The 21576-nt window shown below is 63.4% G+C and carries 14 protein-coding genes and 1 pseudogene; 6 read left to right on the top strand and 9 right to left on the bottom strand.

The window, feature by feature from the left end:
- Nucleotides 1-44 precede the first annotated feature (44 nt).
- Nucleotides 45-1070 (bottom strand): DUF3883 domain-containing protein, encoded by a 1026-nt coding sequence (locus tag ACFJGT_RS10890; RefSeq protein ID WP_377848531.1) that lies wholly within the window; start codon nucleotides 1068-1070, stop codon nucleotides 45-47.
- On the opposite strand from ACFJGT_RS10890, the gene ACFJGT_RS10885 reads away from it, so the two are divergent.
- Both ACFJGT_RS10885 and ACFJGT_RS10880 read left to right on the top strand, forming a co-directional pair.
- Nucleotides 1063-2214 (top strand): DNA cytosine methyltransferase, encoded by a 1152-nt coding sequence (locus tag ACFJGT_RS10885; protein ID WP_377848530.1) that lies wholly within the window; start codon nucleotides 1063-1065, stop codon nucleotides 2212-2214. The two genes, ACFJGT_RS10890 and ACFJGT_RS10885, sit on opposite strands and share 8 nt — an antisense overlap.
- A gap of 208 nt (nucleotides 2215-2422) precedes the next feature.
- Complete coding sequence (locus tag ACFJGT_RS10880) at nucleotides 2423-3715, top strand: DNA cytosine methyltransferase (RefSeq protein ID WP_377848529.1); 1293 nt, start codon at nucleotides 2423-2425, stop codon at nucleotides 3713-3715.
- Here ACFJGT_RS10880 and ACFJGT_RS10875 read toward each other — a convergent pair.
- A complete protein-coding gene (locus tag ACFJGT_RS10875; protein ID WP_377848528.1) occupies nucleotides 3681-4826 on the bottom strand; it encodes a hypothetical protein in 1146 nt (381 codons plus the stop codon). The two genes, ACFJGT_RS10880 and ACFJGT_RS10875, sit on opposite strands and share 35 nt — an antisense overlap.
- Nucleotides 4827-4864: 38 nt before the next feature.
- Between ACFJGT_RS10875 and ACFJGT_RS10870 the strand changes: the two genes are divergently transcribed.
- A complete protein-coding gene (locus ACFJGT_RS10870; protein ID WP_377848527.1) occupies nucleotides 4865-5287 on the top strand; it encodes a very short patch repair endonuclease in 423 nt (140 codons plus the stop codon).
- Here the strand turns inward: ACFJGT_RS10870 and ACFJGT_RS10865 are convergent.
- The 5 genes from ACFJGT_RS10865 to ACFJGT_RS10845 all read right to left on the bottom strand — a co-directional run bounded on the left by ACFJGT_RS10865 (nucleotide 5255) and on the right by ACFJGT_RS10845 (nucleotide 15230).
- Nucleotides 5255-6277, bottom strand: coding sequence for a DUF262 domain-containing protein (locus ACFJGT_RS10865; RefSeq protein ID WP_377848526.1), 1023 nt, complete (start codon nucleotides 6275-6277; stop codon nucleotides 5255-5257). The two genes, ACFJGT_RS10870 and ACFJGT_RS10865, sit on opposite strands and share 33 nt — an antisense overlap.
- Nucleotides 6274-6834 (bottom strand): hypothetical protein, encoded by a 561-nt coding sequence (locus ACFJGT_RS10860; RefSeq protein WP_377848525.1) that lies wholly within the window; start codon nucleotides 6832-6834, stop codon nucleotides 6274-6276. Before ACFJGT_RS10860 ends, ACFJGT_RS10865 begins: the two co-directional genes overlap by 4 nt.
- A gap of 64 nt (nucleotides 6835-6898) precedes the next feature.
- Entirely contained in the window at nucleotides 6899-8590 is a 1692-nt protein-coding gene (locus tag ACFJGT_RS10855) for a DUF262 domain-containing protein (RefSeq protein ID WP_377848524.1), read from the bottom strand.
- 116 nt (nucleotides 8591-8706) lie between these two features.
- Nucleotides 8707-10947, bottom strand: coding sequence for a hypothetical protein (locus tag ACFJGT_RS10850; protein ID WP_377848523.1), 2241 nt, complete (start codon nucleotides 10945-10947; stop codon nucleotides 8707-8709).
- 548 nt (nucleotides 10948-11495) lie between these two features.
- Nucleotides 11496-15230 carry a vitamin B12-dependent ribonucleotide reductase gene (locus tag ACFJGT_RS10845; protein ID WP_377848522.1) on the bottom strand — a complete coding sequence of 1245 codons (3735 nt, stop codon included), beginning with the start codon at nucleotides 15228-15230 and terminating at the stop codon, nucleotides 11496-11498.
- A 718-nt stretch (nucleotides 15231-15948) separates the two neighbouring features.
- On the opposite strand from ACFJGT_RS10845, the gene ACFJGT_RS10840 reads away from it, so the two are divergent.
- The 3 genes from ACFJGT_RS10840 (at nucleotide 15949) to ACFJGT_RS10830 (ending at nucleotide 17748) form a co-directional block, all read left to right on the top strand.
- Complete coding sequence (locus ACFJGT_RS10840; protein ID WP_377848521.1) at nucleotides 15949-16449, top strand: hypothetical protein; 501 nt, start codon at nucleotides 15949-15951, stop codon at nucleotides 16447-16449.
- Between the two features lie 62 nt (nucleotides 16450-16511).
- Nucleotides 16512-16922: an NADH:ubiquinone oxidoreductase subunit NDUFA12 gene (locus ACFJGT_RS10835; protein ID WP_377848520.1), complete on the top strand. Its 411-nt coding sequence runs from the start codon at nucleotides 16512-16514 to the stop codon at nucleotides 16920-16922.
- Nucleotides 16923-17109: 187 nt separating this feature from the next.
- Nucleotides 17110-17748, top strand: a complete 639-nt coding sequence (locus ACFJGT_RS10830; protein WP_377848519.1) for a DUF2155 domain-containing protein — start codon at nucleotides 17110-17112, stop codon at nucleotides 17746-17748.
- Nucleotides 17749-17775: 27 nt separating this feature from the next.
- Here the strand turns inward: ACFJGT_RS10830 and aat are convergent, their stop codons facing one another.
- Both aat and gyrA read right to left on the bottom strand, forming a co-directional pair.
- Complete coding sequence (aat, locus tag ACFJGT_RS10825) at nucleotides 17776-18396, bottom strand: leucyl/phenylalanyl-tRNA--protein transferase (protein WP_377848964.1); 621 nt, start codon at nucleotides 18394-18396, stop codon at nucleotides 17776-17778.
- Nucleotides 18397-18682: 286 nt separating this feature from the next.
- Nucleotides 18683-21408 (bottom strand): annotated as a pseudogene (gene gyrA, locus ACFJGT_RS10820) (DNA gyrase subunit A).
- Nucleotides 21409-21576 lie beyond the last annotated feature (168 nt).

Genomic DNA, 21576 nt, shown 5'->3' with positions numbered 1-21576 from the left:
TGAAGGTCGAAACCTCGCATAGAGACCGCGCGTCTGGAGAGAGATCAGATAGATGCGAGCCAGGTCGTCGGCGTGAGGCGAACCTGCTGGTCGAGCGGAGGTACCACGGTGAAGATCTTGGGAGCGGGGCCGAACTCGAAGACGCGGTAGAGACGCCATGCGTCGCCGAGCTCACGCGACGTCGTCTCTTCGTTTCGCGTGACGTAGAAGGGGGTCCGTGCAGACCCACGCGTGGTCTTCACTTCGATCAGTCGCTCTCGGCCCGTTTCTAGATCGAACGAGCGAATGTCGAAGCCGGCACCGTCTCCGTCGTCGCGGGACACCCAGCGGACCTTTCGCATCAGATCCGGACGACCGCCCATCAAGAGCGCGCGTTCCTCAACCCCAACGACGAATTCCTCGCCGGCCTTCCCAAGTTCCCTGTTTCGCCGATCACGCTCCGCGGGGTCGAATTTTTGCACCAGCCTTCCGAGAGCCGGCTGCTCGAGTGCCGGCGATCGGGTTGGCGGCTCGACGAATATCCGTCGTTCGGCGTTCGACAGCACGGGGAGAGGCAGGGGAGCCTCGTCGAGCCAGTCAAGGCGTTTGATCTGTCGATCCGCTTCGGCGATCAAGGCGTCCTGAAAGTTGGAGCGCGGCTTGTAGCCCCGTAGCCATGGAAGGCCGAGTTCCGCGAGAACTGCGCTGATGTTCTGATGCTTGAATTCGATGGAGCCGGGCGATCGCCCCGTGATCGCTTGCAGGGCTCGATTGTGCTCGCGCTTGTTGTAGGCCGTCCCGGCAACTTCCTTCGCGAACATCGCGAGATAGTCGGAGACCACAGCCGATATTTCGGCGGTGGTCCACTCGGAGCCGGCAAGGGTAGGTGACATCGAGTCGGTCATCGCGGCGACTTTGAAGGGTGGAGCCTCGAAGCGCCAGCTCGATAACTTGGCGGAGCCGCCTCGCGGCGACACGGTCCGAGCAGCGTCGTCGAGACGGCGTCGGCTATTGCTCTGGAGTGCGTAGCGAAGAAAATGCGAATCTGGATTCGGTCGGGATTTGCAGATCGTTGGAGTATCGATGCGCACCGTCGGGTTGTTCGCAGGGATCGGGGGATTGGAGGCGGGGTTTGCTGCGGCCGGCCACGAGACCCAGCTCCTGTGCGAGATTTGGGAACCCGCCAGGGCCGTGCTCACGGATCGTTTTCCGGGGGTCGACGTATGGCGCGACGTCGTCGATCTCCCCGACCTTCCGAGCGGAACGGAGGCCCTCGTCGCCGGCTTCCCTTGTCAGGACCTCAGCCAGGCCGGACTGACGGCGGGCGTCGTCGGGCGGCGTTCGGGGTTGGTAGAGAACGTCTTCCGGCTCATCGATCGCAGCCGGACGCCTTGGGTCGTGCTCGAGAACGTGAGCTTCATGCTCCAACTCGACAAGGGAAGGGCGATGCGAACCCTCGTCGAGGCCTTCGAGGAACGCGGCTATCGCTGGGCTTATCGCATCGTGAACTCGCTCGCTTTCCTGCCGCAGCGCCGTGAGCGCGTCCTGATGGTTGCGACGCTGACCGACGTCGATCCAGCTTCCGTCCTTTGCGTAGACGACGTCGCCCAACCCGATGCGACGACCTCGCTGGAGACACATGCACACGGATTTTACTGGACCGAGGGCATCCGTGGGCTCGGATGGGCGAGGGATGCCGTGCCGACGCTGAAGAACGGATCGACTGTCGGCATCGCGTCGCCGCCGGCCATCATGCTGCCGGACGGCCGGGTCGTGACGCCGGACATCCGGGACGCGGAGAGACTCCAGGGGATGGAGGGCGATTGGACGAAGGCTGCGGAGCGCGTCGGGCGCGCCTCGGTCAGATGGGCGCTGGTCGGCAACGCCGTGACGCGACCCGTCGCTGCCTGGTTGGGCGAGCGCCTGGCCTCCGCCGGCTCCTACGACGCGACGAGGGATCGGCCATTCTCGAAGGATGGTCGGTGGCCGAAAGCCGCGCGTTTCGATGGTGAGCGACGGTCCAAGGTCGAGATCGGTCCCTTTCCGGTGTGGCGCGATCGCCCCCCTCTCGCGGAATTCCTTCATTACGAAGGCAAACCGCTCTCAGTACGCGCCACGAGCGGGTTCCTTTCCAGGACCGAGCGAGGGACGCTCAGATTCGTTCCCGGGTTCCGCGAGCGGCTTCGGGAACACCTAGCCAGAATGGAAAGGCCGTTCGCCATCGCGGCCGAATGAAGATCGAGAAGCCTTCCGATCCCCTACGCACCGAGTGGATACGGCGCGTTCGCCGAGTGCGGACGCCGCCGGAGGAGGCCGTGGCGGCACTGCGAAGTTTGGTCGGGTGATATTCTGAAATTCCCACTGCGCAGACGTCATCAATCAGACATAAGAGACGTTACGAGATCATATCCTGAACGTGAGTCGGAGCAGATTGGTTTGGGACATGGCTAAGCCCCTAACGTTTGTCGACCTATTTTCCGGCGCTGGCGGTATGTCGGTCGGGTTCGCTCGTCGTGAGGGCTTCCGCTTAGTTGGCGCCGTGGACATCGAACAAGGCAAGCCGTCGGGTGGGCCGGGCGTCACAGACTGCAATTCGACCTATACGGCCAACCTCGGCGTCGTCCCAGTGGCCGAGAATATGTTCGACCTGACGCCGGAGGCATTCCGCGCCGAAGTGAAGCGCAGATCGGGCGTCGACTTGAAGCCTGGTTCGCTCGGCGTCCTATCTGCGTGCCCTCCTTGCACGGACTTCTCCCGGGCGAAGCCGACGAACCACGTCATCGACGGCGACCGAAACGATCTGGCACGTCGGGTAGGGGACTTCGTCGAGTATTTCCGTCCACGCCATATCGTCATTGAGAACGCGCGCGAGTTCCTCCGTGGCCGATTCTCGCATCACGCGCTTGCGTTGGTCGAGCGGCTGAAGGCGGCCGAATATTCCGTGGCGACTGATATCCGTTACCTGTCGGACTTCGGCCTCCCGCAAGTTCGCGAGCGCGCCCTGATCACTGCGTCCAGGATTGGCGAGGCCCGAACGCTGGAGGAGCTGTGGGAGGGCTACCATGTCGAGGCTGGGATCATGACGGTTCGGACAGCGCTGTCGCGTCTCGCGGCGTGGAAAGTTCGGAATCCGATCTCCGACGCCGCGGACGTAGCCCCCGGCTTTCGCGATGACGTGCGGACCCGTCTCGAAGCGGTGCCGCGCGACGGTGGATCGTGGTTCGACCTTCCTCGTCAGAAAGGCGGGCTTGAGATGTTGACGCCTTCAATGCGCGTGCGGTGGGACACTAAGGACCTCGGCTCTCACCCCGATGTGTACGGTCGTATGTGGTGGGATCGTCCCGCTCCGACCGTGAAGCGCGAGTGCGCGCACGTCGGCAATGGCCGGTACACCCACCCCGAGGAAACGCGGCTGCTCACCGTTCGGGAGATGGCGTCCATTCAAGGCTTTCCCTTCGACTACAAATTCAAAGGCGCGCTAGCCTCTCGATACCGTCAAATTGGAGATGCCGTTCCGCCGGTGGTGAGCTACCAGGTATCGGCTTTGGTCCGCTGGATGGAGACGGGCGTTCGTCCAACGGTTGATGAGTTCGTGCTCCCAGAACTCGGTCCTGATGGTCACCGACGTTACGACTACGCCGGTTCGCGAGCAGCGCCGCCGCGCGCTCGTCCCGGACCAACCCATGGTCGCAGCAGAGTAGTTAGAGGCCACACCAGGTTCTCACCCGGGACTTGAATTGCGCCCAATGTTCAGGATGGCTAATCCTCCCGCCGTCCCAGCCCCAGGCAAAATGTAGGTTGAAGACATCGCTGAAGCGCTCGACGTCACGGTTCTCCAAAGTTCGCCCTGACTGCTTGCCGGAGCCGCCTCGCAGTATCTCTCGCGTCAGAACTGACATCATAAGAAAACGGTCGGTGCGAACTTCGTTCCTGGTTTCCCTAGAACCGAGCGCCAACCGTTCGTGAAGGTTTGCCGGGTCCGTTGCTGTCTTCACCTCTCCCACAACGAACTCGTGGATCTGCTGGCGACGAAGCGCGGGCTGACGGCGGACTGCTTCGTACGCGGCGTGGGCGTCGGCGGCGGTCTTGTATTGCTTGCCGTCGATAGACGTGAAAATCGCCACATCCGGATCGCTCGGGAATGCGACGGCCCGCCCGTTTTTTAGCAGAGCTGCTCTAGGCACCTTTCCACCAGAGTCGATCCACCCAAGAATCCGTTCTGGTGATCGTGTGTCCGCGTCGACGTGTGTGCCATCCATATCGACGATGGCGTCGGGTGCGATCTCTCCAAGGGCGTCGAGAAACGCGCAAACGGCTCCCACGTGGCCAACTGCACCGGAAACGTTCTGGGTGTTGCCGTGGATCGTGAGGCTCTTCTGGTAGTCGATGAATCGGGTCGGCTCGAAGCCCTGCTCGCGAACCCATTCGAGCCACTGATTCAGGCTCCGAACCTCCTTCGCGACGGCGTTGGCGTTGATCGGCAGTCGGCGCGAGTTCGCCGACGAAAGCAAGGGAAAGACGGCCCTTCGCTGCTTGTCGGACACCCCGGTCATAGAGATGTAGCGGTCGACGACCTTCTGGTCCTTGTCCAACGCGATGTCGAGATGAAGCCAACGCTTCCAGGGTTCGGCTTTCAGAGACTCAGGGAGACCACTAGCCTGCACTTTGATCTCGTCGGTCCAGTCTACCGTTGGCAAGGCTGGCCACGTGTCGACGGCAGGAGCGCCGGAGAGATTGACTATGCGTCTAATGCGCACCCGGGCGAATGCGGCGATGAAGGCATTGATCTCGTCTTGCGATTGGACACATCGTTCGAGCTGCCTTGCGAACTCCTCGAACGTAGCCATGCGTCTTCCGAATCTCCGATTGGGCCCCAGGTAACCTCATGATGGCCGTCCCGCCAAGACTTTCACCGTCCGAGGCTAAGTCTCGGAATATGGCCGCGGTCCGTTCGAGGGATACCAAGCCCGAGATGGTCGTGCGGCGGCTCCTCCACAGGCTAGGCTATCGGTACCGCCTTCATCGCCGCGACTTGCCGGGGAGGCCTGATTTGGTGTTCCCAGGCCGACGCGCGGTCGTGTTTGTCAACGGTTGCTTCTGGCACTCCCATGACTGCGCGAAAGGGCGGAGACGGCCAGTTGCGAATGCCGTCTGGTGGGAGAAGAAGTTGGCCGATAACCGGGCGCGAGACGAGGCTGCCGTACGCTCCCTCGAGGCGGACGGATGGCGAGTGCTCACGGTGTGGGAGTGCGCGACGCGCGATCTGGAGCGACTCTCAGACGAGTTGCGGACTTTCCTGGGACGATAAGATAACGGTGCGGAGGACCTTTCCCCGATTGATGCGAGCGCTTCGGTCGTTTGTCGCCTGAACGGTCGTCTTGAAGTACGTTTGCAGATCGTCGTCACCCGACGAGGCGGCCATCTCGGCGTCTACGCGGTTATAGAAGTGCTCGACCGCAGCACCGACCGTCTGTGCATCGAGCTGACGAGCTTCCTTGTTCAGTAAGCGGTCCAACTCGACTATAAGTACGAGTAGGTCAGTTTTTTTCCAGGCTCGCGATCTGTCCGGGAATCGGCAGTCGTCGATGAATGCCGTGACGTTCTCCACCCGTTCCCTAATCTCGTTGTCGTCGGGGAACTCGTCGTTGTAACGGGAGAGATAGTCCTCGATGGCATCATCGCGATGAAAGTAGGTAGATAGCATGCTGATGACGATCGTTAGGCTGTAAACTACGTCCCGCATGCGCCTGACCTCGCGCGCGCTGAAAGTGTCGTGGTTCGCGAAGAATGGACGCTGCGCAACCCACTCAGCACACTTCTTCAGCGGGCCGTTGTAGCGAGCATTGTTCACTTCCATTGCGTTCAGCGAATAGGCGGTGGAGTTGATGCGCTTGAAAACCTCTCGGATCTTGTCGGGGCCGATGATACCTAAGTGTCTCACTGCCACCTCGTAGTTTAGGAATGCGGACTTCTCCTCGTTGGTCATGGCTTCGTAGGGTTTGATGTCGGCAGAAAGTTTCAGACCCGGGAACGCGGTGAAATACTGGTGGAGTGTCGTGATACGCTGCTGCCCGTCGACCAGCATCTCCGTGCCTTCGGCAGTTTCAAGGTCCACCTCGCCGGTTGCCAGGTAGATCTCAGGGAACGGATAACCGCTCAGGACCGTGTCCAGAAACCGCAACTTGTCGGCGTTTGACCAGACGAGGTTGCGTTGGAACTCGGGACGCGGCGTGATCTCGCCGCTCTGGATGCCGCTCAGCAGTTGTCGGACACGGCGGTTTTCGGCAGATGTCTTCATCGAATATGTCTCGCCTTGCACCCGTCGATCGCGATGCGCTGATACATTTCCAGGAAGTGACGCTCTCGGTACACCCCGGCATTGATCCTGGAATCTCCCGCGACACGGTCGCTCACAAGCTGACGAAAGAAGTCGAACCACTCGTTCGCGTAAGTGAGCGCGCCACCCGAGGGCAGCTTATCGGGGCGCATCCAGCCACGAAAATGGTAAGATCGAAAATCCTTCCCGCGTTCGGCCCAGTAGCCGGTGTTCTCGCGATATCCTGAGCCGTGCCAAAATCGCAGGCACTCCTTCCAAGCCCGGTCGAAGATTGCGTCGGATACGATGGCCACATCGACGTCCGATTCCGGCCTGAACGCGGAGTATACCGGGCGGCCTTTCTTAGGTGTCAGCGTGAAGCCGATTTTCGCCGATCCCACGATGTAAACATTTGCAATCGGGATCTCGAATCTGTCGCCGACGCGCTGCCTCAGGGAGCGCTCATCCAAATTGGTGAAGCCCATGCAGGCATCAGGCGCCACATAGCGTTCGAAGATCTCTTCCGACGTCAGTGTCAAGACGTCAGCTTTGAAGGCTCTAAGGTGTCGCGGATCAAGAGGCATGTCTGGTCGGCGAGTATCTTCAAGCAATGGTGGTCGGGGCTGGAATTCCCCAACGCTGCGCGAGCATTTGCGTGTGCCGTCGGTGGCGCTCCGAATAGGTGCCCGGATTCCAGACCGTTAGATGAGCTAGTTCCTGTGCGCTCGCATATGTCGCTCGCTTTTTCGCCTTTCCGGGACCGAGGCCGAAATAGATGTCGAGTTTCTTCTGAAATTCGAGGTTGGACGCCCCGGAGTTCTTTCTCGCTGTTAGCAGAACGAGATTCCCGAGCGTGTGCGTAATCACTTCGCGCTGCTCGTCGGCGAACTCACTCCAGGCTCCCGCCTGGGGAACTTGAGGCAAGATGTGCTCTACCGTCTTTTGGCCGTCCCAGACGACCGGCTGTTCGGCCATCAGTCGGTCGAGGCGCTCCAGGATCGCGCGGACAACACTCGTTGGAAAGCGATTGTAGAGGGGGCCATTCAACGACGACCAGGCATCGGCGATCTCCTCAAGCGTCGGTGTCAGAGCCTTGTCGACTTCGGCGGAATCGATCTTCAGGGCGCGCAGGATGCTTACGTACCGATTTAGGCGCTGCGTGTCATATCGTCGGCCGAGCTGCATAATCCATGCAAGACCTTCCAATCGCTCCAATACGGAGACCAGGGCGGGGGTATGGCCGAGTGCCAACGAGGCGGCGATTGCAACGGCTGTCCAGTCCCGGTTCGGCACAAGTAATAGCCCGGCTAGAGCCTCGCCGGCGGCAGGCCGTAGTTCCACGGGAAAATCGCCGGGATCGCCGTCTAGGATCTTCACGTACTCTCGATGAGCGGGGGCGAGTTCCCTATCAAAAAAATCTCGCACGACATTCGGGCTCACGCCCTGAAAATGCTCGTTGTACGCATCACTTAAAGTGCGCCGGCTACGCATTTCTTCCCGGATGAAGCGGAGATTTTCGAGCAATCCCTCGAATTCGTCACGTCCAAGGTCGTTCTCGAACTCGCGCCATTTATCGGCCTGATGAGCCATCTCGCTCGCGTCGGTGAACTTGTCGAGAAGGTCCGCCTTGATCACGTCCGCGTTCGAGAGGTCCATTCCCCGGTCGTTCAACACCCTGAAAATCCGAAGGGCGGCGGCTCTCGATTCAGTGGAGACTACTACGAGCACACATTTCGTGAGCAGGAACGAGACCAGCCTTTGGCGTTCAACATCAGGCAAGTCGAGCGCTAGTACCCGCAGCGTCTGCGCATTTTCCCACATGAGGTCTTGCGCCTCGTTTTTGGGCTCCTGAGGCGGAGTTGCCTTGGAGGTCGCGCCGGGAATCTGGATGGCGTCCTTGAAGAAGCCGCGGTCGCGATCATGCGCCTTGACCCTTACGGCTTCGACCTGGGCCTTGAATGGGTTCGGTTCGATGTAGACCACAGAGCCTAGGGCCTCCTTTTCTCGTTCGTCGATTGCCACGTCGCGCAGCACCGCGGCCAGAATGGTAAGAGTCGTCAAACGCTGCTGGCCATCGACAACTTGGCCGGTGATCTGCCCCTTAGGCCGAATTAGAACGATGCTGCCGAGAAAATACGGTTCATCTCGCGACGCGTTGACCGCCTCGAGCAAGTCAATCAGGAGCTGCTTGGCTTCGTTCGGCGTCCATGCATAGGGACGCTGGTAGGGAGGAATTTCGTGCAAGAATCGGTCGCCTAGGACCTCGGAGACGGTATGCTGATATGCTTCGATCATGATCGTTCCCCCAGGGGGCTTAAATCGCGCGAAGCGTTGCGTATCGCAACTGTAAGTTAGTCTACGCTAGACGGCCCCAGATGGGGCCGTCTGCTTCCAAACGCAGGCGCAGCCGCTTACGCGTCCGACCAGACACGGTTCAGGATTTTTGCTGCGATGGCGGATTTGTCCTGAGGGAGGAAGCGACCGTAGTGATTTGCAATCATCGCCGGTGTGTCCTGGATCGCGTAGCTCGCCTGCTCGTACGAACCGGTCTGTTTCAGGATGTGAGTCGCGAGGACGTCCCGAACGTTATGGGGCCCGTGTGGAAGCAGGCCCTCGATCGCGCCTCGCCCAGTATAGGGATTGTAGATGCCGTAACGCTGGATCGTCAGGCGCCATGCCTCGTAGAACGTGGTCTGATTGTAGGCGGCGCCGCCGCTCGTGATCTTGACGGTCTTCACGAAGAACGTCCCGGGATCTTCGGCAGGGCCGATCAACCGTTCCCGATGACGTCCGATCCAGGCGTCGATCATTCCGTACAAGCCGCCGAGGTCGGGCAGCACAAGTCGAAACGGCTTGGAACCGAAGAACGACGAGCTTGCGTTCTTGAATGCGACGGCAGGGACCAGGACTTCCCAACCCTCGTCCTTCGCGGACCATCGCAACTCGCCGCGCTTGAGCTCCTCCAATCTGCGTTCGGAAAGCGGCATCCGCCCGCGCGGGCAGACCATCAACTCACGCAAGTTGCGTTGCCTGAGCCCGAGATGCAGGCCGAGCCGTAGTAGAAGGAACGAACGCACTGCTTCGGCCGCAGCGCGCGGGTACAGGTTCTCGTTCGGCATCAGCCGCAAGATCTCTTCCGTGATCTTGCGATACTCGGAAACCGGGCTCTGCGCCTCCAAGATCGCAAGGATCGGCTCGAACGGGTCGCGGTGGACGCGAACTACCCGGGAGATCTCCTTGATTCTGTTCCTGGCATGCTTGTGCATATTTTCGCATGCCGCGGCCCAGTCCGCTTGAGCGGCGGCGATCTCGCCGCCGGAAATCAGGCCGGGAACTGGCACGAGGTGATCACTGATACTGGGAGTTTGGCGAAGCCAGCCTGTCTCGGACTTCACCACGGACAGGAGGATTGTGAGCATATCGACTTCCCACATTGTGAAGAAGCCGCGCCTGCGTTCGCGCCAGCCGAGATACCAATCCCATACAGACGGAAATATCAGCATCGCGAGCGTCATTGCTTCGAGCGGAACACCCCGACCGGCGATGTCACCGTGAGGATCGGAGCCGAGGGCACCGAACATGAGCGCGAAGTGCTCGACCTTCTGGGAGGCGGTCTCGGCGTTCCACACGCCATTTCGTCGTAGTCCAACCGCCGTCAGGGTGGAGGTCTTGAACCGAACGAGTTCACTCATTTCGTGAAACAATTGCGGCGGGGCGTCGATAAGGGCGCTGTTGCGTGTCGTGTCGGTCCTGGCGTGCCTGCCCGCCGTTGGCTCCAGGGCAAGTCCCTTGAAGCGCAAGGCGTACCTCTGCCTCGCTGCCGCCGACTGATAACGGCGGTACTCCGTGCTGCCACTGATGATGACCTGGCGAACCCAGTCGAGGATTTCCTCCTGCTCGGCAGCGGGACGTCGTGCGAAATCGGCAGGCAGGTACCAGGCGAGCCGGCGTCGCTCTGTGTGCGGGATATAAACTACGTTGGAAGCGGCCGTCTTCTCTTCCCGCGGAGGAAGCTTGGCGGTGAAGTAGCCCGCCGGCAGCGCGTAGCGACGCTCGATGGCTGCCAATGTCGCACGACTGGCGACCGTCGAAGGCTTTGAGACCCCTCGATACCAATAAGCTAGGGTGTTGAGGGACGGTGCGTCATTGGAGGCGGCCAGCGCAGAATGCAGGCGACGAAGGCTGTCCCTGTGCCGTGCCATATGCAGGCGGAGCGCCGCGGCGAACGATTCAGGCTCGGCCCAAACCGTCCAAAGGGGCGAGGGCGCCTTCGAGACAGAGCGTAGATCTTTGCCAGATCGCTCCATCCCGCCCGGAGCGGACCTGTGCCAATCTTGACTGCTGCGCCTTGGCGAGGAGGCCGGATTCCGAGGGATAGGAGCGTCAACCGCTGCCCGACTAATTGCGTCGCAAATCGGCTGGAAGTCGGGCCGAATTCGCTTCAGCGTCTCCGGCTCGATCCCAGTATCGCCGGACATCACGGCTACGTCGATGACACTGCCTCTATAGGTCGGGAATGTCTGCTCATGGAGCAGGCCGACCAAATGGCATCGAAGCGCTTCGTACGTCGCCGTATCCACCTTTCCGTGGAGACGGCTCTGGAGGGAAGTTTCGAGCATTCGGGGAGTTAGACTTCTTCTGGAGGTCCGCATCGCTTCATCCGTTGGCTTGCTGGGTGTCGCGGCTTGGACGGACTGGGACGATCGCCCCCCAGATTGTTGCCTGGGCCCGGAATACGGCGGGCCTTTCGGTCTTCGTTCGGTGTCCCTCCAGCCGGACGGCTTGGCGGCAAAGTCTGTGCCGCGCGCTGCGCGTTATGGCCGCCCAACGGATGGTTTCGCCAAGAACGGCGCTTTCGACCTCCACGTCCTCATTTCGTCGCGCAAGGCGCAAGGAGGGCGGCTCAGCTCACGGCGAGGGGAGATGCACTGGTACTTAAGCCCTCGAACGAGCGCCAGAATTGCCGACAGAGCGGCCATGTGATCGCCCCCGGGGAGCCGACGGGTTCGTTGCACAAAAAAAGCCTGCCGCGAGGTGCGGCAGGCTGTTGTGTCAATTGCGGTGCGCTGATGCGTCAGTAAGGCAAACTATGGTTCCACTCACAGTGAGGCGAACTTCCGCTCTCATCGAGGCGCACTTTGGGTGGATTCAGACCAAACCTCCGGAGCGCCTACATCTTCAATAAGGCACCCCGGAATAATCAACTACAGCCGGTCGTCGACCCGCAGGTGTTGCACTTCAGGCAGGTGCCGTTGCGGACCAGCGTGAAGTTGCCGCACTCGCCGCACGAGTCACCGACATAGCCCTTCATGATCGCCTCCGCCCGGCGCTCGGACTGGGTCGGCTGGGCGGTCGGGGCCGCGAAGCCGAGCTTGGCCATGTCCGCCTCGCCATAGGCCTCGGGCTCCTCCTTCAGCGCGGTGGCGCCGGCGGTGGCGAGGCCGATGGCGGAGGTGGTGGAGCGGGCGACCGCGTCGTTCGCCGCATGGCTTCCCTGGCCGCCGCCCTGGATGGCGAGCAGGTTGATCGGCTTGCCGCGGCGGAAGCCGGTGGAGGCGAGGGGAGTCGTCACGACCGGGGTCGCGTCCGGCGCCTTGTCCTGCCCGACGCCGCTGCCCATCACGTCATGGCCGATCTCGCTGGGGTCGACATGGGCGAGGTCGTGGCGGCCGAGATAGGAGATCGCCAGCTCGCGGAAGACGTAGTCGAGGATCGAGGTCGCGTTCTTGATCGACTGGTTGCCGGCGACGAAGCCCGAGGGCTCGAAGCGGGTGAAGGTGAAGGCCTCCACATACTCCTCCAGCGGCACGCCGTATTGCAGGCCGAGCGAGACCGCGATGGCGAAGTTGTTCATCATCGCCCGGAAGGCCGCGCCCTCCTTGTGCATGTCGATGAAGATCTCGCCGAGGCGCCCGTCCGAATACTCGCCGGTATGGACATAGACCTTGTGGCCGCCGACCGTGGCCTTCTGGATGTAGCCCGTGCGGCGATCCGGCATCTTCTCGCGCTCGCGCTTGCGCTCGATGCGCTCGACGATGCGCTCGACGATCTTCTCCGAGATCTGGGTGGCGCGGGCCGCCATCGGCGCCGCGACCAAGGTCTCGACGGCGTCGTCGGCGTCCTCGTCCTCGTCCGAGATCAGCGCGGAGTTCAGCGGCTGCGAGAGCTTGGAGCCGTCGCGGTAGAGGGCGTTCGCCTTCAGCGCCAGCTTCCAGGAGAGCATATAGGCGCTCTTGCAGTCCTCGACCGTGGCGTCGTTCGGCATGTTGATGGTCTTGGAGATGGCGCCCGAGATGAAGGGCTGCGCCGCCGCCATCATGCGGATATGGCTCTCGACCGAGAGATAGCGCTTGCCGATGCGGCCGCAGGGGTTGGCGCAATCGAAGACGTTGTAGTGCTCGGTCTTCAGGTGCGGAGCGCCTTCCAGGGTCATCGCGCCGCAGACATGGACGTTGGCGGCCTCGATCTCGGCCTTGCTGAAGCCGAGGAAGGGCAGGAGCTCGAACGACATGTCGTTGAGCTTGTCAGCCGGGACCTTGAGCGTGCCAGTGAGGAAATCCTCGCCCAGCGTCCACTTGTTGAAGACGAACTTGATGTCGAAGGCGCTCTTCAAGCCCTTCTCGATCGCCTCGATCTTCTCGTCGGTGAAGCCCTTGCTGCGCAGCGTCGAGGGGTTGACGCCCGGCGCCTGCTTCATCGAGCCATGGCCGACGGCATAGGCCTCGATCTCGGCGATATCGGCCTCGCGGTAGCCGAGCGCGCGGAGCGCATCCGGAACGGCGCGGTTGATGATCTTGAAGTAGCCGCCGCCAGCGAGCTTCTTGAACTTCACCAGGGCGAAATCGGGCTCGATGCCGGTGGTGTCGCAATCCATGACGAGGCCGATCGTGCCGGTCGGCGCGATCACGGTCGACTGGGCGTTGCGGTAGCCGTAGCGCTTGCCTTGCTCGAGCGCCTGGTCCCAGACGATGCGCGAGCGCTCCGCCATGGTGACGGCCGAGCCGCCGAGGCGGGCGAGGGTGGCGTGGTCGAGCGGGACCGGGGTGACGCTCAGGCCCTCATAGCCGTCGGCCAGGCCGTGGGCTGCGGTGCGGTGGTTGCGGATGACGCGCAGCATGTGGCTGGCGTTCTTCTTGTAGCCGGGGAAGGGACCGAGCTCGCCGGCCATCTCGGCCGAGGTCGCATAGGCGACGCCGGTCATGATCGCGGTCAGCGCGCCAGCCAGCGCACGGCCCTCGTCCGAGTCGTAGCCGAGGCCCATGGTCATCAGCAGGCCGCCGATATTGGCGTAGCCGAGGCCGAGCGTGCGGTATTCGTAGGAGAGCTCGGCGATCTCGCGGCTCGGGAACTGCGCCATCGTCACCGAGATCTCGAGCACGACGGTCCAGAGCCGGCAGAGATGCTCATAGGCCGCGACGTCGAAGGCCTTGGTTTGCGTGTCGTAGAACTGCAGCAGGTTGGCGGAGGCCAGGTTGCAGGCGGTGTCGTCGAGGAACATGTACTCGGAGCACGGATTGGACGCCCGGATCCGGCCGGAAGCCGGGCAGGTGTGCCAGTCGTTCATCGTCGAGTTGAAGTGCAGGCCCGGATCGGCCGAGGCCCAGGCGGCGTAGCCGATCTTCTCCCAGAGGTCGCGGGCCTTCAGCGTCTTGACGACCTTGCCGGTGGTGCGGCCGGTCAGGTTCCAATCGGCATCGGTCTCGACGGCGCGCAGGAAATCGTCGGTCAGCGAGACCGAGTTGTTCGAGTTCTGGCCGGAAACGGTGAGATAGGCGTCGGAATCCCAGTCGGTGTCATAGGTGTCGAAGGAGATGTCCTTGTAGCCCTGCTTGGCGAACTGGATGACGCGCTTGATGTAGTTGTCCGGCACCAGCGCCTTGCGGGCGAGCTTGATCTCGCGCTTCAGCGCCGGGTTCTGCTCGGGATCGAAGCAGCTGTCGCCATCGCCCTCGCAGTTCACGCAGGCCTTGAGCACGGCCTTCATATGCTTCTTGACGATCTTGGAGCCGGTGACGAGAGCGGCGACCTTCTGCTCCTCCTTCACCTTCCAGTCGATATAGGCCTCGATATCCGGATGGTCGGCATCGACCACCACCATCTTGGCGGCGCGGCGGGTGGTGCCGCCCGACTTGATCGCGCCGGCGGCGCGGTCGCCGATCTTGAGGAAGGACATCAGGCCGGAGGACTTGCCGCCGCCGGCGAGCTTCTCGCCTTCGCCGCGCAGCATCGAGAAGTTCGAGCCGGTGCCGGAGCCATACTTGAACAGGCGGGCCTCACGGACCCAGAGGTCCATGATGCCGCCCTCGTTGACAAGATCGTCCTGCACGCCCTGAATGAAGCAGGCATGGGGCTGCGGGTGCTCGTAGCTCGACTTCGACTTCACCAGCTTGCCGGTCTTGAAGTCGACGTAGAAATGGCCCTGGCTCGGACCGTCGATGCCATAGGCCCAGTGCAGGCCGGTGTTGAACCATTGCGGCGAGTTCGGCGCGACGCGCTGGGTGGCGAGCATGAAGCGCAATTCGTCATGGAAGGCGGCAGCGTCCTCCTCGGAGGTGAAATAGCCGCCCTTCCAGCCCCAATAGGTCCAGCAGCCGGCGAGGCGGTCGAAGACCTGCTTGGAGGAGATCTCGGAGCCGTAGCGCTCGCCCTCGGGCAATTCGGCAAGAGCGGCCTCGTCGGCGACCGAACGCCAGAGGAAGGAGGGAACGTCGTTCTCCTCTACCTTCTTCATATGCGCGGGCACGCCGGCCTTGCGGAAGTACTTCTGCGCGAGCACGTCGCTCGCGACCTGCGACCAGGCCTCGGGGACCTCGATGCCTTCGAGCCGGAAGACGACGGAGCCGTCCGGGTTCTTGATCTCGCTGACGGCCGATCGGAACGGGATCGCGGCATAGGGCGACTGTCCGGCGGTGGTATAGCGGCGCTCGATGCGCATGATCTTCATCCCTTGATCTGCCGCGGGCTCGCCTTGCAAGCCACGCGCGGCCGGTTGATCACCGGCTCCTGATATCAGCCCAAACTCGGTTCGATGCCCTGTGGGGCCCGGCGATGTCGCCCCGCCGATGGTCCCGGACGCGCCCAAAATGCCCGCGCAAATCCGTTCGCTTCCGCTGTTGATGGCGGATGCGGCGGCAGGCCCGGAACACACTGGGAAACTAGGGTTTCGCAGTCATCCAGAGGGGGTGCCGCCGGCCGTCATGCGATGGTCAAAATCTAGTGCAGATACCCATCGGACGTCAAGGAATAGTGCCCCGTCATCCCTGTGGACACGACATCTGGTAGGGATGTGTGGGTTATGGGGATAAGTTGCAAGGCCCCCGCTAAGCCTCGGAAATCGCCGGGGAATCGGATGTGTGTCGGCAAGATTGCCACAGTGCCGGAGGAAGCGCAGTCCTTAAAATCCCCGCTATTCATAGTTGACGGGAGATGAATCCGGTGCCGCCGGGCCCTGCTGCGAGCGCCGCTTTCAAAGCTCTCCGGAAGTAGCTGATCTCGGACGATTTCCCGGAGAATGCCGCCATCGCCGGCCCTGCCGAATCGCGGCCGAATCGTGGCGGACGATTCAAGGCACGCGCACATTGAGCGATCCGCTTAAAGTGACGTTAGGTTGGCCGGGTTATGCAGGCTGGAGCGTGATCCCCCCGGAACAGCCCATGCGCCGCTATGCCTTCTGCCTGCTCCCTCTGGCCCTGGCCGGCTGCAACGACAGCGAGCCGCTTGCGCCGGCCTTCGCGGGAGAATGGGCGTCGCGGGTGCGCGGCTGCCGCGGAGCGCCGCGGGTGACCATCAACAAGACAGGCATTGCCGCCCCGGGGATGCCGGTGAACGGGCTGACCTTCACGAAGGCGACCGTTTCCGGCTCCACGGCGCATGTCGTCATGGAACTGAGCGCCAGCGCGCGGCTGATGGCCGGTTCGCCCGGTCCCAATAAGCCGCGCTACGAGCTGGACCCGCGCGAGATCGAGGTTCTGGCGACCCTTATCGCATCGGGCCGGCTCGTCAACGCGACCAATGTCATGGTCCGGGACAAGAAGACGCGTCAGCTCAGGGCCGTGCCGCCCGACGTCATCGCCGTCATGAGCCTGACACGCTGCGACGGGAGCGAAACACCGCGCAGTTTCAGCGCGGCCAGCGTATCGCGGGCTGGACAGTAGGCAGCGCGGGAGCCATAAGTCGCGCGATTGGTTTGCATCGCGCGCACGGACTTGGAAAGACGATGAAGGACTGGCTGCTGCAGATCTTCACCTGGTGGAACGGCCAGACGATCGGCACGCGTTTCCACACCTGGCGCCATGGCGAGCGGGTGGGCGAGGACGAGTTCGGCAATGTCTATTACCGCACCGCGGGTGGGGTGAAGGACAAGGCGCTCGGCTTCCAGCGGCGCTGGGTGATCTATAAGGGCGACGCGGAAGCCTCCAAGGTGCCGCCGGGCTGGAACGGCTGGCTGCACCACACCGTCGATGTCGCGCCCTCCGAGGAAAGCTATCAGCCGCGCGAGTGGCAGCAGCCGCACCAGCAGAACTGGACCGGCACGGCGCTGGCCTATCGTCCGCAGGGCTCGACGCTCGCCGAGGGCGAGCGCCCGGCCGCGACCGGCGACTACGAGGCCTGGACGCCCGGCCGCTGAGCAGGGCTCGCCACGGCCGATCGTGAAAGACCGGGCCGCCCCTTTCGGGACGGCCTTTTTGCTGTGCACGGGGCGCCAGCGGGCGAAGCGGACGCGTTTCCGGCCCAACGCCCTTTTTCCGCTGCGATTGCCGTGTTACTCCGCGCCATCGCGGTCCCTCCGCGCCGTCGAAGAGATTCGCGCACGCATGCCGTCGTACTTTCGTTTCCCGATCCTGGCAGGCCTCGCTTCGAGCGCACTGGCGATGTTGGCGGCTGCCGGACCGGCGCAGGCCGATCGCATCCGCAATCCGACCGCGGTCTTCGCCGGGCTCGACAAGATCACCGGGCGCATCATCTCCTTCGAGGTGGCGATCGACGAGACCGTGCAGTTCGGCGCGCTCCAGCTCACGCCGCGCGTCTGCTGGACGCGGCCGCCGACCGAGGCGCCGCAGACCGACGCCTTCGTCGAGGTCGACGAGGTGACGGTCAAGAACGAGTACCGGCGCATCTTCACCGGCTGGATGTATGCGGCCAGTCCCGGCCTGCATGGCGTGGAGCACGCGATCTACGATGCCTGGCTGACCGACTGCAAAGGCGGCACCGAGCTCGTCGTCGATCCGAAGGAGCCGGAAGCGCCGCCGGTCGAGGATACGCGCCGGCCGCGCACCCCGGCGCGCGACCCCAACCAGCCGGCACCCGGACAGCAATCCGCTCCGCCGCCATCCGGCGGGCGCATCGATGTCGAGCCGCCGCGCGGCGTGCCGGTGCAGCCGCAGCGGCCGAGCCAGCGCTTCTTCCCGACCAATCCGATCCCCGGCCGCGATCCGTATATGGGCGGCAACTGACCCAGCCGGCTACGGCAGGAAAGGCGCTCAGAGCGAGGCGAGCGCCTCTCGGCCGCTGACCGGCAGGCCGACGGGCGAGGCGTGCCAGTCGCCGGGATGCCGCAACGCCTCGTCGAGCAGGCCGCGATAGCGATCGCGCGGGATCTCGATCGTGCCGAACTGCGCGAGATGGCCGGTCTGGAACTGCGTATCCAGCAGGCGATAGCCGCCGCGCCTGAGGCGGGCGACGAGATGGACCAGCGCGACCTTCGAGGCATCGGTTTCGCGGTGGAACATGCTCTCGCCGAAGAACGCGCCCCCCAGCGACAGCCCGTAGAGGCCGCCGACCAGCCGGTCCTCGCGCCAGCATTCGACCGTGTGGACATGGCCGAGCGCGAAGAGCTCGCCGAAGATTTCGCGGATGCGCCGGTTGATCCAGGTTTCGGTGCGGTCCGGCTGGGCCTCGGCGCAAGCCGCGATGACCGCGTCGAAGGCAGTGTCGACCCGGATCTCGAACCGATCTGCGCGGACTGTCCGGGCAAGCCGTGCCGAGAGATGGAAGCGGTCGAGCGGGATGATGCCGCGAATCTCCGGCTCGACCCAGAACAGGCCAGGATCGTCGGCGCTCTCCGCCATCGGGAAGATGCCGGCGGCATAGGCGCGCAGCATAATCTCCGGCGTAATCGCGGGGGTGCGGACGGGCACGGAACGAGCCTTCATGGGCGGATGGGAGCGCGGGGCGGACTTTGAGTCAAACGAAGGTTGCCGAGCTTGCAGAGTACGTCATGCTCGGGCTTGACCCGAGCATCTCAGGACGGAGAGGCGCCTCTTCCTGCAGGAGATTCTCGGGTCTTCGCTTCGCCCGAGAACGACGTCCCGCCTATGGCCCCGGGCAAGTGGTTTCGGCCATGGCTTCAGACATCGCCTGAAGCCATGGCCGCAAGAGGCTGACGGATCAGCCCTCCGTGCTCTCGGCGCCCGGCGCTTCGTCACCAGCCTCGCCGTTCTCGCCGCCTTCGCCATCATCGTTGATGCACTCGACCGAGACGACCTTCTCGTCCTTGTCGGTGTTGAACACCGTGACACCTTGGGTCGACCGTCCGGCGATGCGGATGCGGTTGTTCGGGCCGGCATCGACCGGCACGCGGATGAGCTGGCCGCCATCCGTCACCAGCATGAGCTGGTCCGAGTCCACCGCCGGGAAGGAGGCGACGAGCTTGCCGTTGCGGTCGTTGACGACCATGGCGACGATGCCCTTGCCGCCGCGCCCGGTGACCCGGTACTCGAAGGACGAGGTACGCTTGCCGTAGCCCTTCTCCGAGATTGTCAGGATGAACTGCTCGGCCGCGCCCATAGCGGCGTATTTCTCCTGACCCAGCTCGATATCGCCCGAGGCGCTCTCCTCGGCATCGACCTCGGCCACCGGAACGGCCTCCGTCGCCTCGTCGGCCTCGCCATTGAGCGCACGGCGGTTGGCCGCGGCGCGCTTGAGATAGGCGGCGCGCTCGTCGGGCGTGGCGTCGAGATGGCGCAGGATCGCGAGCGAGATCACCTTGTCGCCTTTGGCCAGGTTGATGCCGCGCACGCCGGTCGAATCGCGCCCCTTGAAGACGCGCACCTCCGGCACCGCGAAGCGGATGCACTGGCCGTCGGCCGTGGTCAGCAGCACGTCGTCGTTCTCGGTGCAGATCTGCACGTCGACGATATGGTCGCCCTCGTCGAGCTTCATCGCGATCTTGCCGGCGCGGTTGACGTTGACGAAGTCGGAGAGCTTGTTGCGGCGCACGCCACCGGACGCGGTGGCGAACATCACGTCGAGCGTCTCCCAGCTCGCCTCGTCCTCCGGCAGCGGCATGATCGTGGTAATGCGCTCGCCGGCCTCGATCGGCAGCATGTTGACCAGAGCCTTGCCGCGCGCGTTCGGCGCCGAGAGCGGCAGGCGCCAGACCTTCTCCTTGTAGACCTGGCCTTCCGACGAGAAGAACAGCACCGGGGTATGGGTCGAGGCGACGAAGAGGCGGGCGACGAAATCCTCGTCCTTGGTCGCCATGCCGGAGCGGCCCTTGCCGCCGCGTCGCTGCGCCCGATAGGTCGAGAGCGGCACGCGCTTGATATAGCCACCATGGCTGACGGTGACGACCATGTCCTCGCGGGCGATCAGGTCCTCGTCGTCGAGATCGGAGCCCCAGTCCTGGATCTCGGTGCGGCGCGGTGTGGCGAAGGCATTCCTGACTTCGGCGAGCTCGGCCTTGACGATCGACTGGATCCGGGCGCGCGAGCGCAGGATGTCGAGATAGTCGGCGATTTCCTTGGCGAGCTTTTCGAGCTCGTCGCCGATCTCGTCGCGACCCAGAGCGGTGAGGCGCGACAGGCGCAGCTCGAGGATCGCCTTGGCCTGCGCATCCGAGAGCCGGTAGGTGCCGTCCGGGTTGATCGGGTGGCGCGGATCGTCGACCAGCGCGATCAGCGGCGCGATATCCTCGGCCGGCCAGTCGCGCGCCATCAGCGATTCATGCGCGGCGGCGGGCGTCGGCGCCGTGCGGATCAGGCGGATGACCTCGTCGATATTGGCGACCGCCGTGGCGAGGCCGCAGAGCACATGGGCGCGCTCGCGGGCCTTGTTCAGGAGGTAGCGCGTGCGCCGCGAGACGACCTGCTCGCGGAACTCGACGAAGGCGGTGATGAAGTCCTTGAGGTTCAGGACCTCCGGCCGGCCGCCGTTCAGCGCCACCATGTTGGCGCCGAAGGACGTCTGCAGCGGTGTGAAGCGATAGAGCTGGTTCAGCACGACATCGGCGACGGCGTCGCGCTTGATCTCGATGACGACGCGCACGCCCTCGCGGCTGGATTCGTCGCGCAGGTCGGAGATGCCCTCGATGCGCTTCTCGCGCACGAGATCGGCGATCTTCTCGACCATCGTCGCCTTGTTCACCTGATAGGGAATCTCGGTGACGACGATCGCCTCGCGCTCCTTCCGCAACTCCTCGATATGCGTCTTCGAGCGCATCACGATCGAGCCACGGCCGGTGTGATAGGCCGAGTGGATGCCGCTGCGGCCCATGATCGATGCGCCGGTCGGGAAGTCCGGGCCGGGACGATCTCGATCAGGTCGTCGATCGAGATCTCGGGATCGTCGATAAAGGCGACGCAGGCGTCGATGACCTCGCCGAGATTATGCGGCGGGATGTTGGTGGCCATGCCGACCGCGATGCCGCCGGCGCCGTTGACGAGGAGGTTCGGATAGCGCGCCGGCAGGACCGTCGGCTCATGCTCCTTGCCGTCGTAGTTCGGCTGGAAATCGACCGTGTCGAGGTCGAGGTCTTCCAGCAGCGGCATCGCCGCCTTGTCGAGGCGCGCCTCGGTGTAACGATCGGCGGCGGCGCTGTCGCCGTCCATCGAGCCGAAATTGCCCTGGCCGTCGATCAATGGCAGGCGCAGCGAGAAATCCTGCGCCATGCGCACCAGCGCGTCATAGACTGCGAGATTGCCGTGCGGATGGTATTTACCCATCGTGTCGCCGACGATGCGGGCGCATTTGGTATAGGGCCGCTCGGGCACGTTCTTGTTCTCGTGCATCGAGAACAAGATGCGGCGGTGGACCGGCTTCAGGCCGTCGCGGACATCGGGCAGAGCGCGGCTCACGATCACGCTCATGGCGTAATCGAGATAGCTCTTCTTCATCTCGTCGGTGATCGCGATCGGCTTGATGTCGCCGCCGAAGTCCGGGGCTCCGTCGCGCTTGTCGTCGGTATCGTCGCTCAAGGGGAAATGTCCCGATTCCTGCTGGTTTTTCAGCCTTCTGGCTATCCGATTCCGGCGTGAGAAGCCAGCGAAAGCGGGCTCTGTCCA

It is taken from the genome of Allobosea sp. UC22_33 (genome assembly GCF_042700715.1).
Classification (GTDB): Bacteria; Pseudomonadota; Alphaproteobacteria; order Rhizobiales; family Beijerinckiaceae; genus Allobosea.
This window is presented reverse-complemented; position numbering and strand designations above follow the sequence as displayed.

Bases quoted from the DNA above. Each gene is read 5' to 3' on its own strand.
- ACFJGT_RS10845 (WP_377848522.1), bottom strand. From the start codon at position 15,230: ATGCGCATCGAGCGCCGCTATACCACCGCCGGACAGTCGCCCTATGCC.
- ACFJGT_RS10875 (WP_377848528.1), bottom strand. From the start codon at position 4,826: ATGGCTACGTTCGAGGAGTTCGCAAGGCAGCTCGAACGATGTGTCCAA.
- ACFJGT_RS10855 (WP_377848524.1), bottom strand. From the start codon at position 8,590: ATGATCGAAGCATATCAGCATACCGTCTCCGAGGTCCTAGGCGACCGA.
- ACFJGT_RS10865 (WP_377848526.1), bottom strand. From the start codon at position 6,277: ATGAAGACATCTGCCGAAAACCGCCGTGTCCGACAACTGCTGAGCGGC.
- aat (WP_377848964.1), bottom strand. From the start codon at position 18,396: ATGCTGCGCGCCTATGCCGCCGGCATCTTCCCGATGGCGGAGAGCGCC.
- ACFJGT_RS10880 (WP_377848529.1), top strand. From the start codon at position 2,423: ATGGCTAAGCCCCTAACGTTTGTCGACCTATTTTCCGGCGCTGGCGGT.
- ACFJGT_RS10870 (WP_377848527.1), top strand. From the start codon at position 4,865: ATGATGGCCGTCCCGCCAAGACTTTCACCGTCCGAGGCTAAGTCTCGG.
- ACFJGT_RS10840 (WP_377848521.1), top strand. From the start codon at position 15,949: ATGCGCCGCTATGCCTTCTGCCTGCTCCCTCTGGCCCTGGCCGGCTGC.
- ACFJGT_RS10885 (WP_377848530.1), top strand. From the start codon at position 1,063: ATGCGCACCGTCGGGTTGTTCGCAGGGATCGGGGGATTGGAGGCGGGG.
- ACFJGT_RS10830 (WP_377848519.1), top strand. From the start codon at position 17,110: ATGCCGTCGTACTTTCGTTTCCCGATCCTGGCAGGCCTCGCTTCGAGC.
- ACFJGT_RS10835 (WP_377848520.1), top strand. From the start codon at position 16,512: ATGAAGGACTGGCTGCTGCAGATCTTCACCTGGTGGAACGGCCAGACG.
- ACFJGT_RS10850 (WP_377848523.1), bottom strand. From the start codon at position 10,947: ATGCGGACCTCCAGAAGAAGTCTAACTCCCCGAATGCTCGAAACTTCC.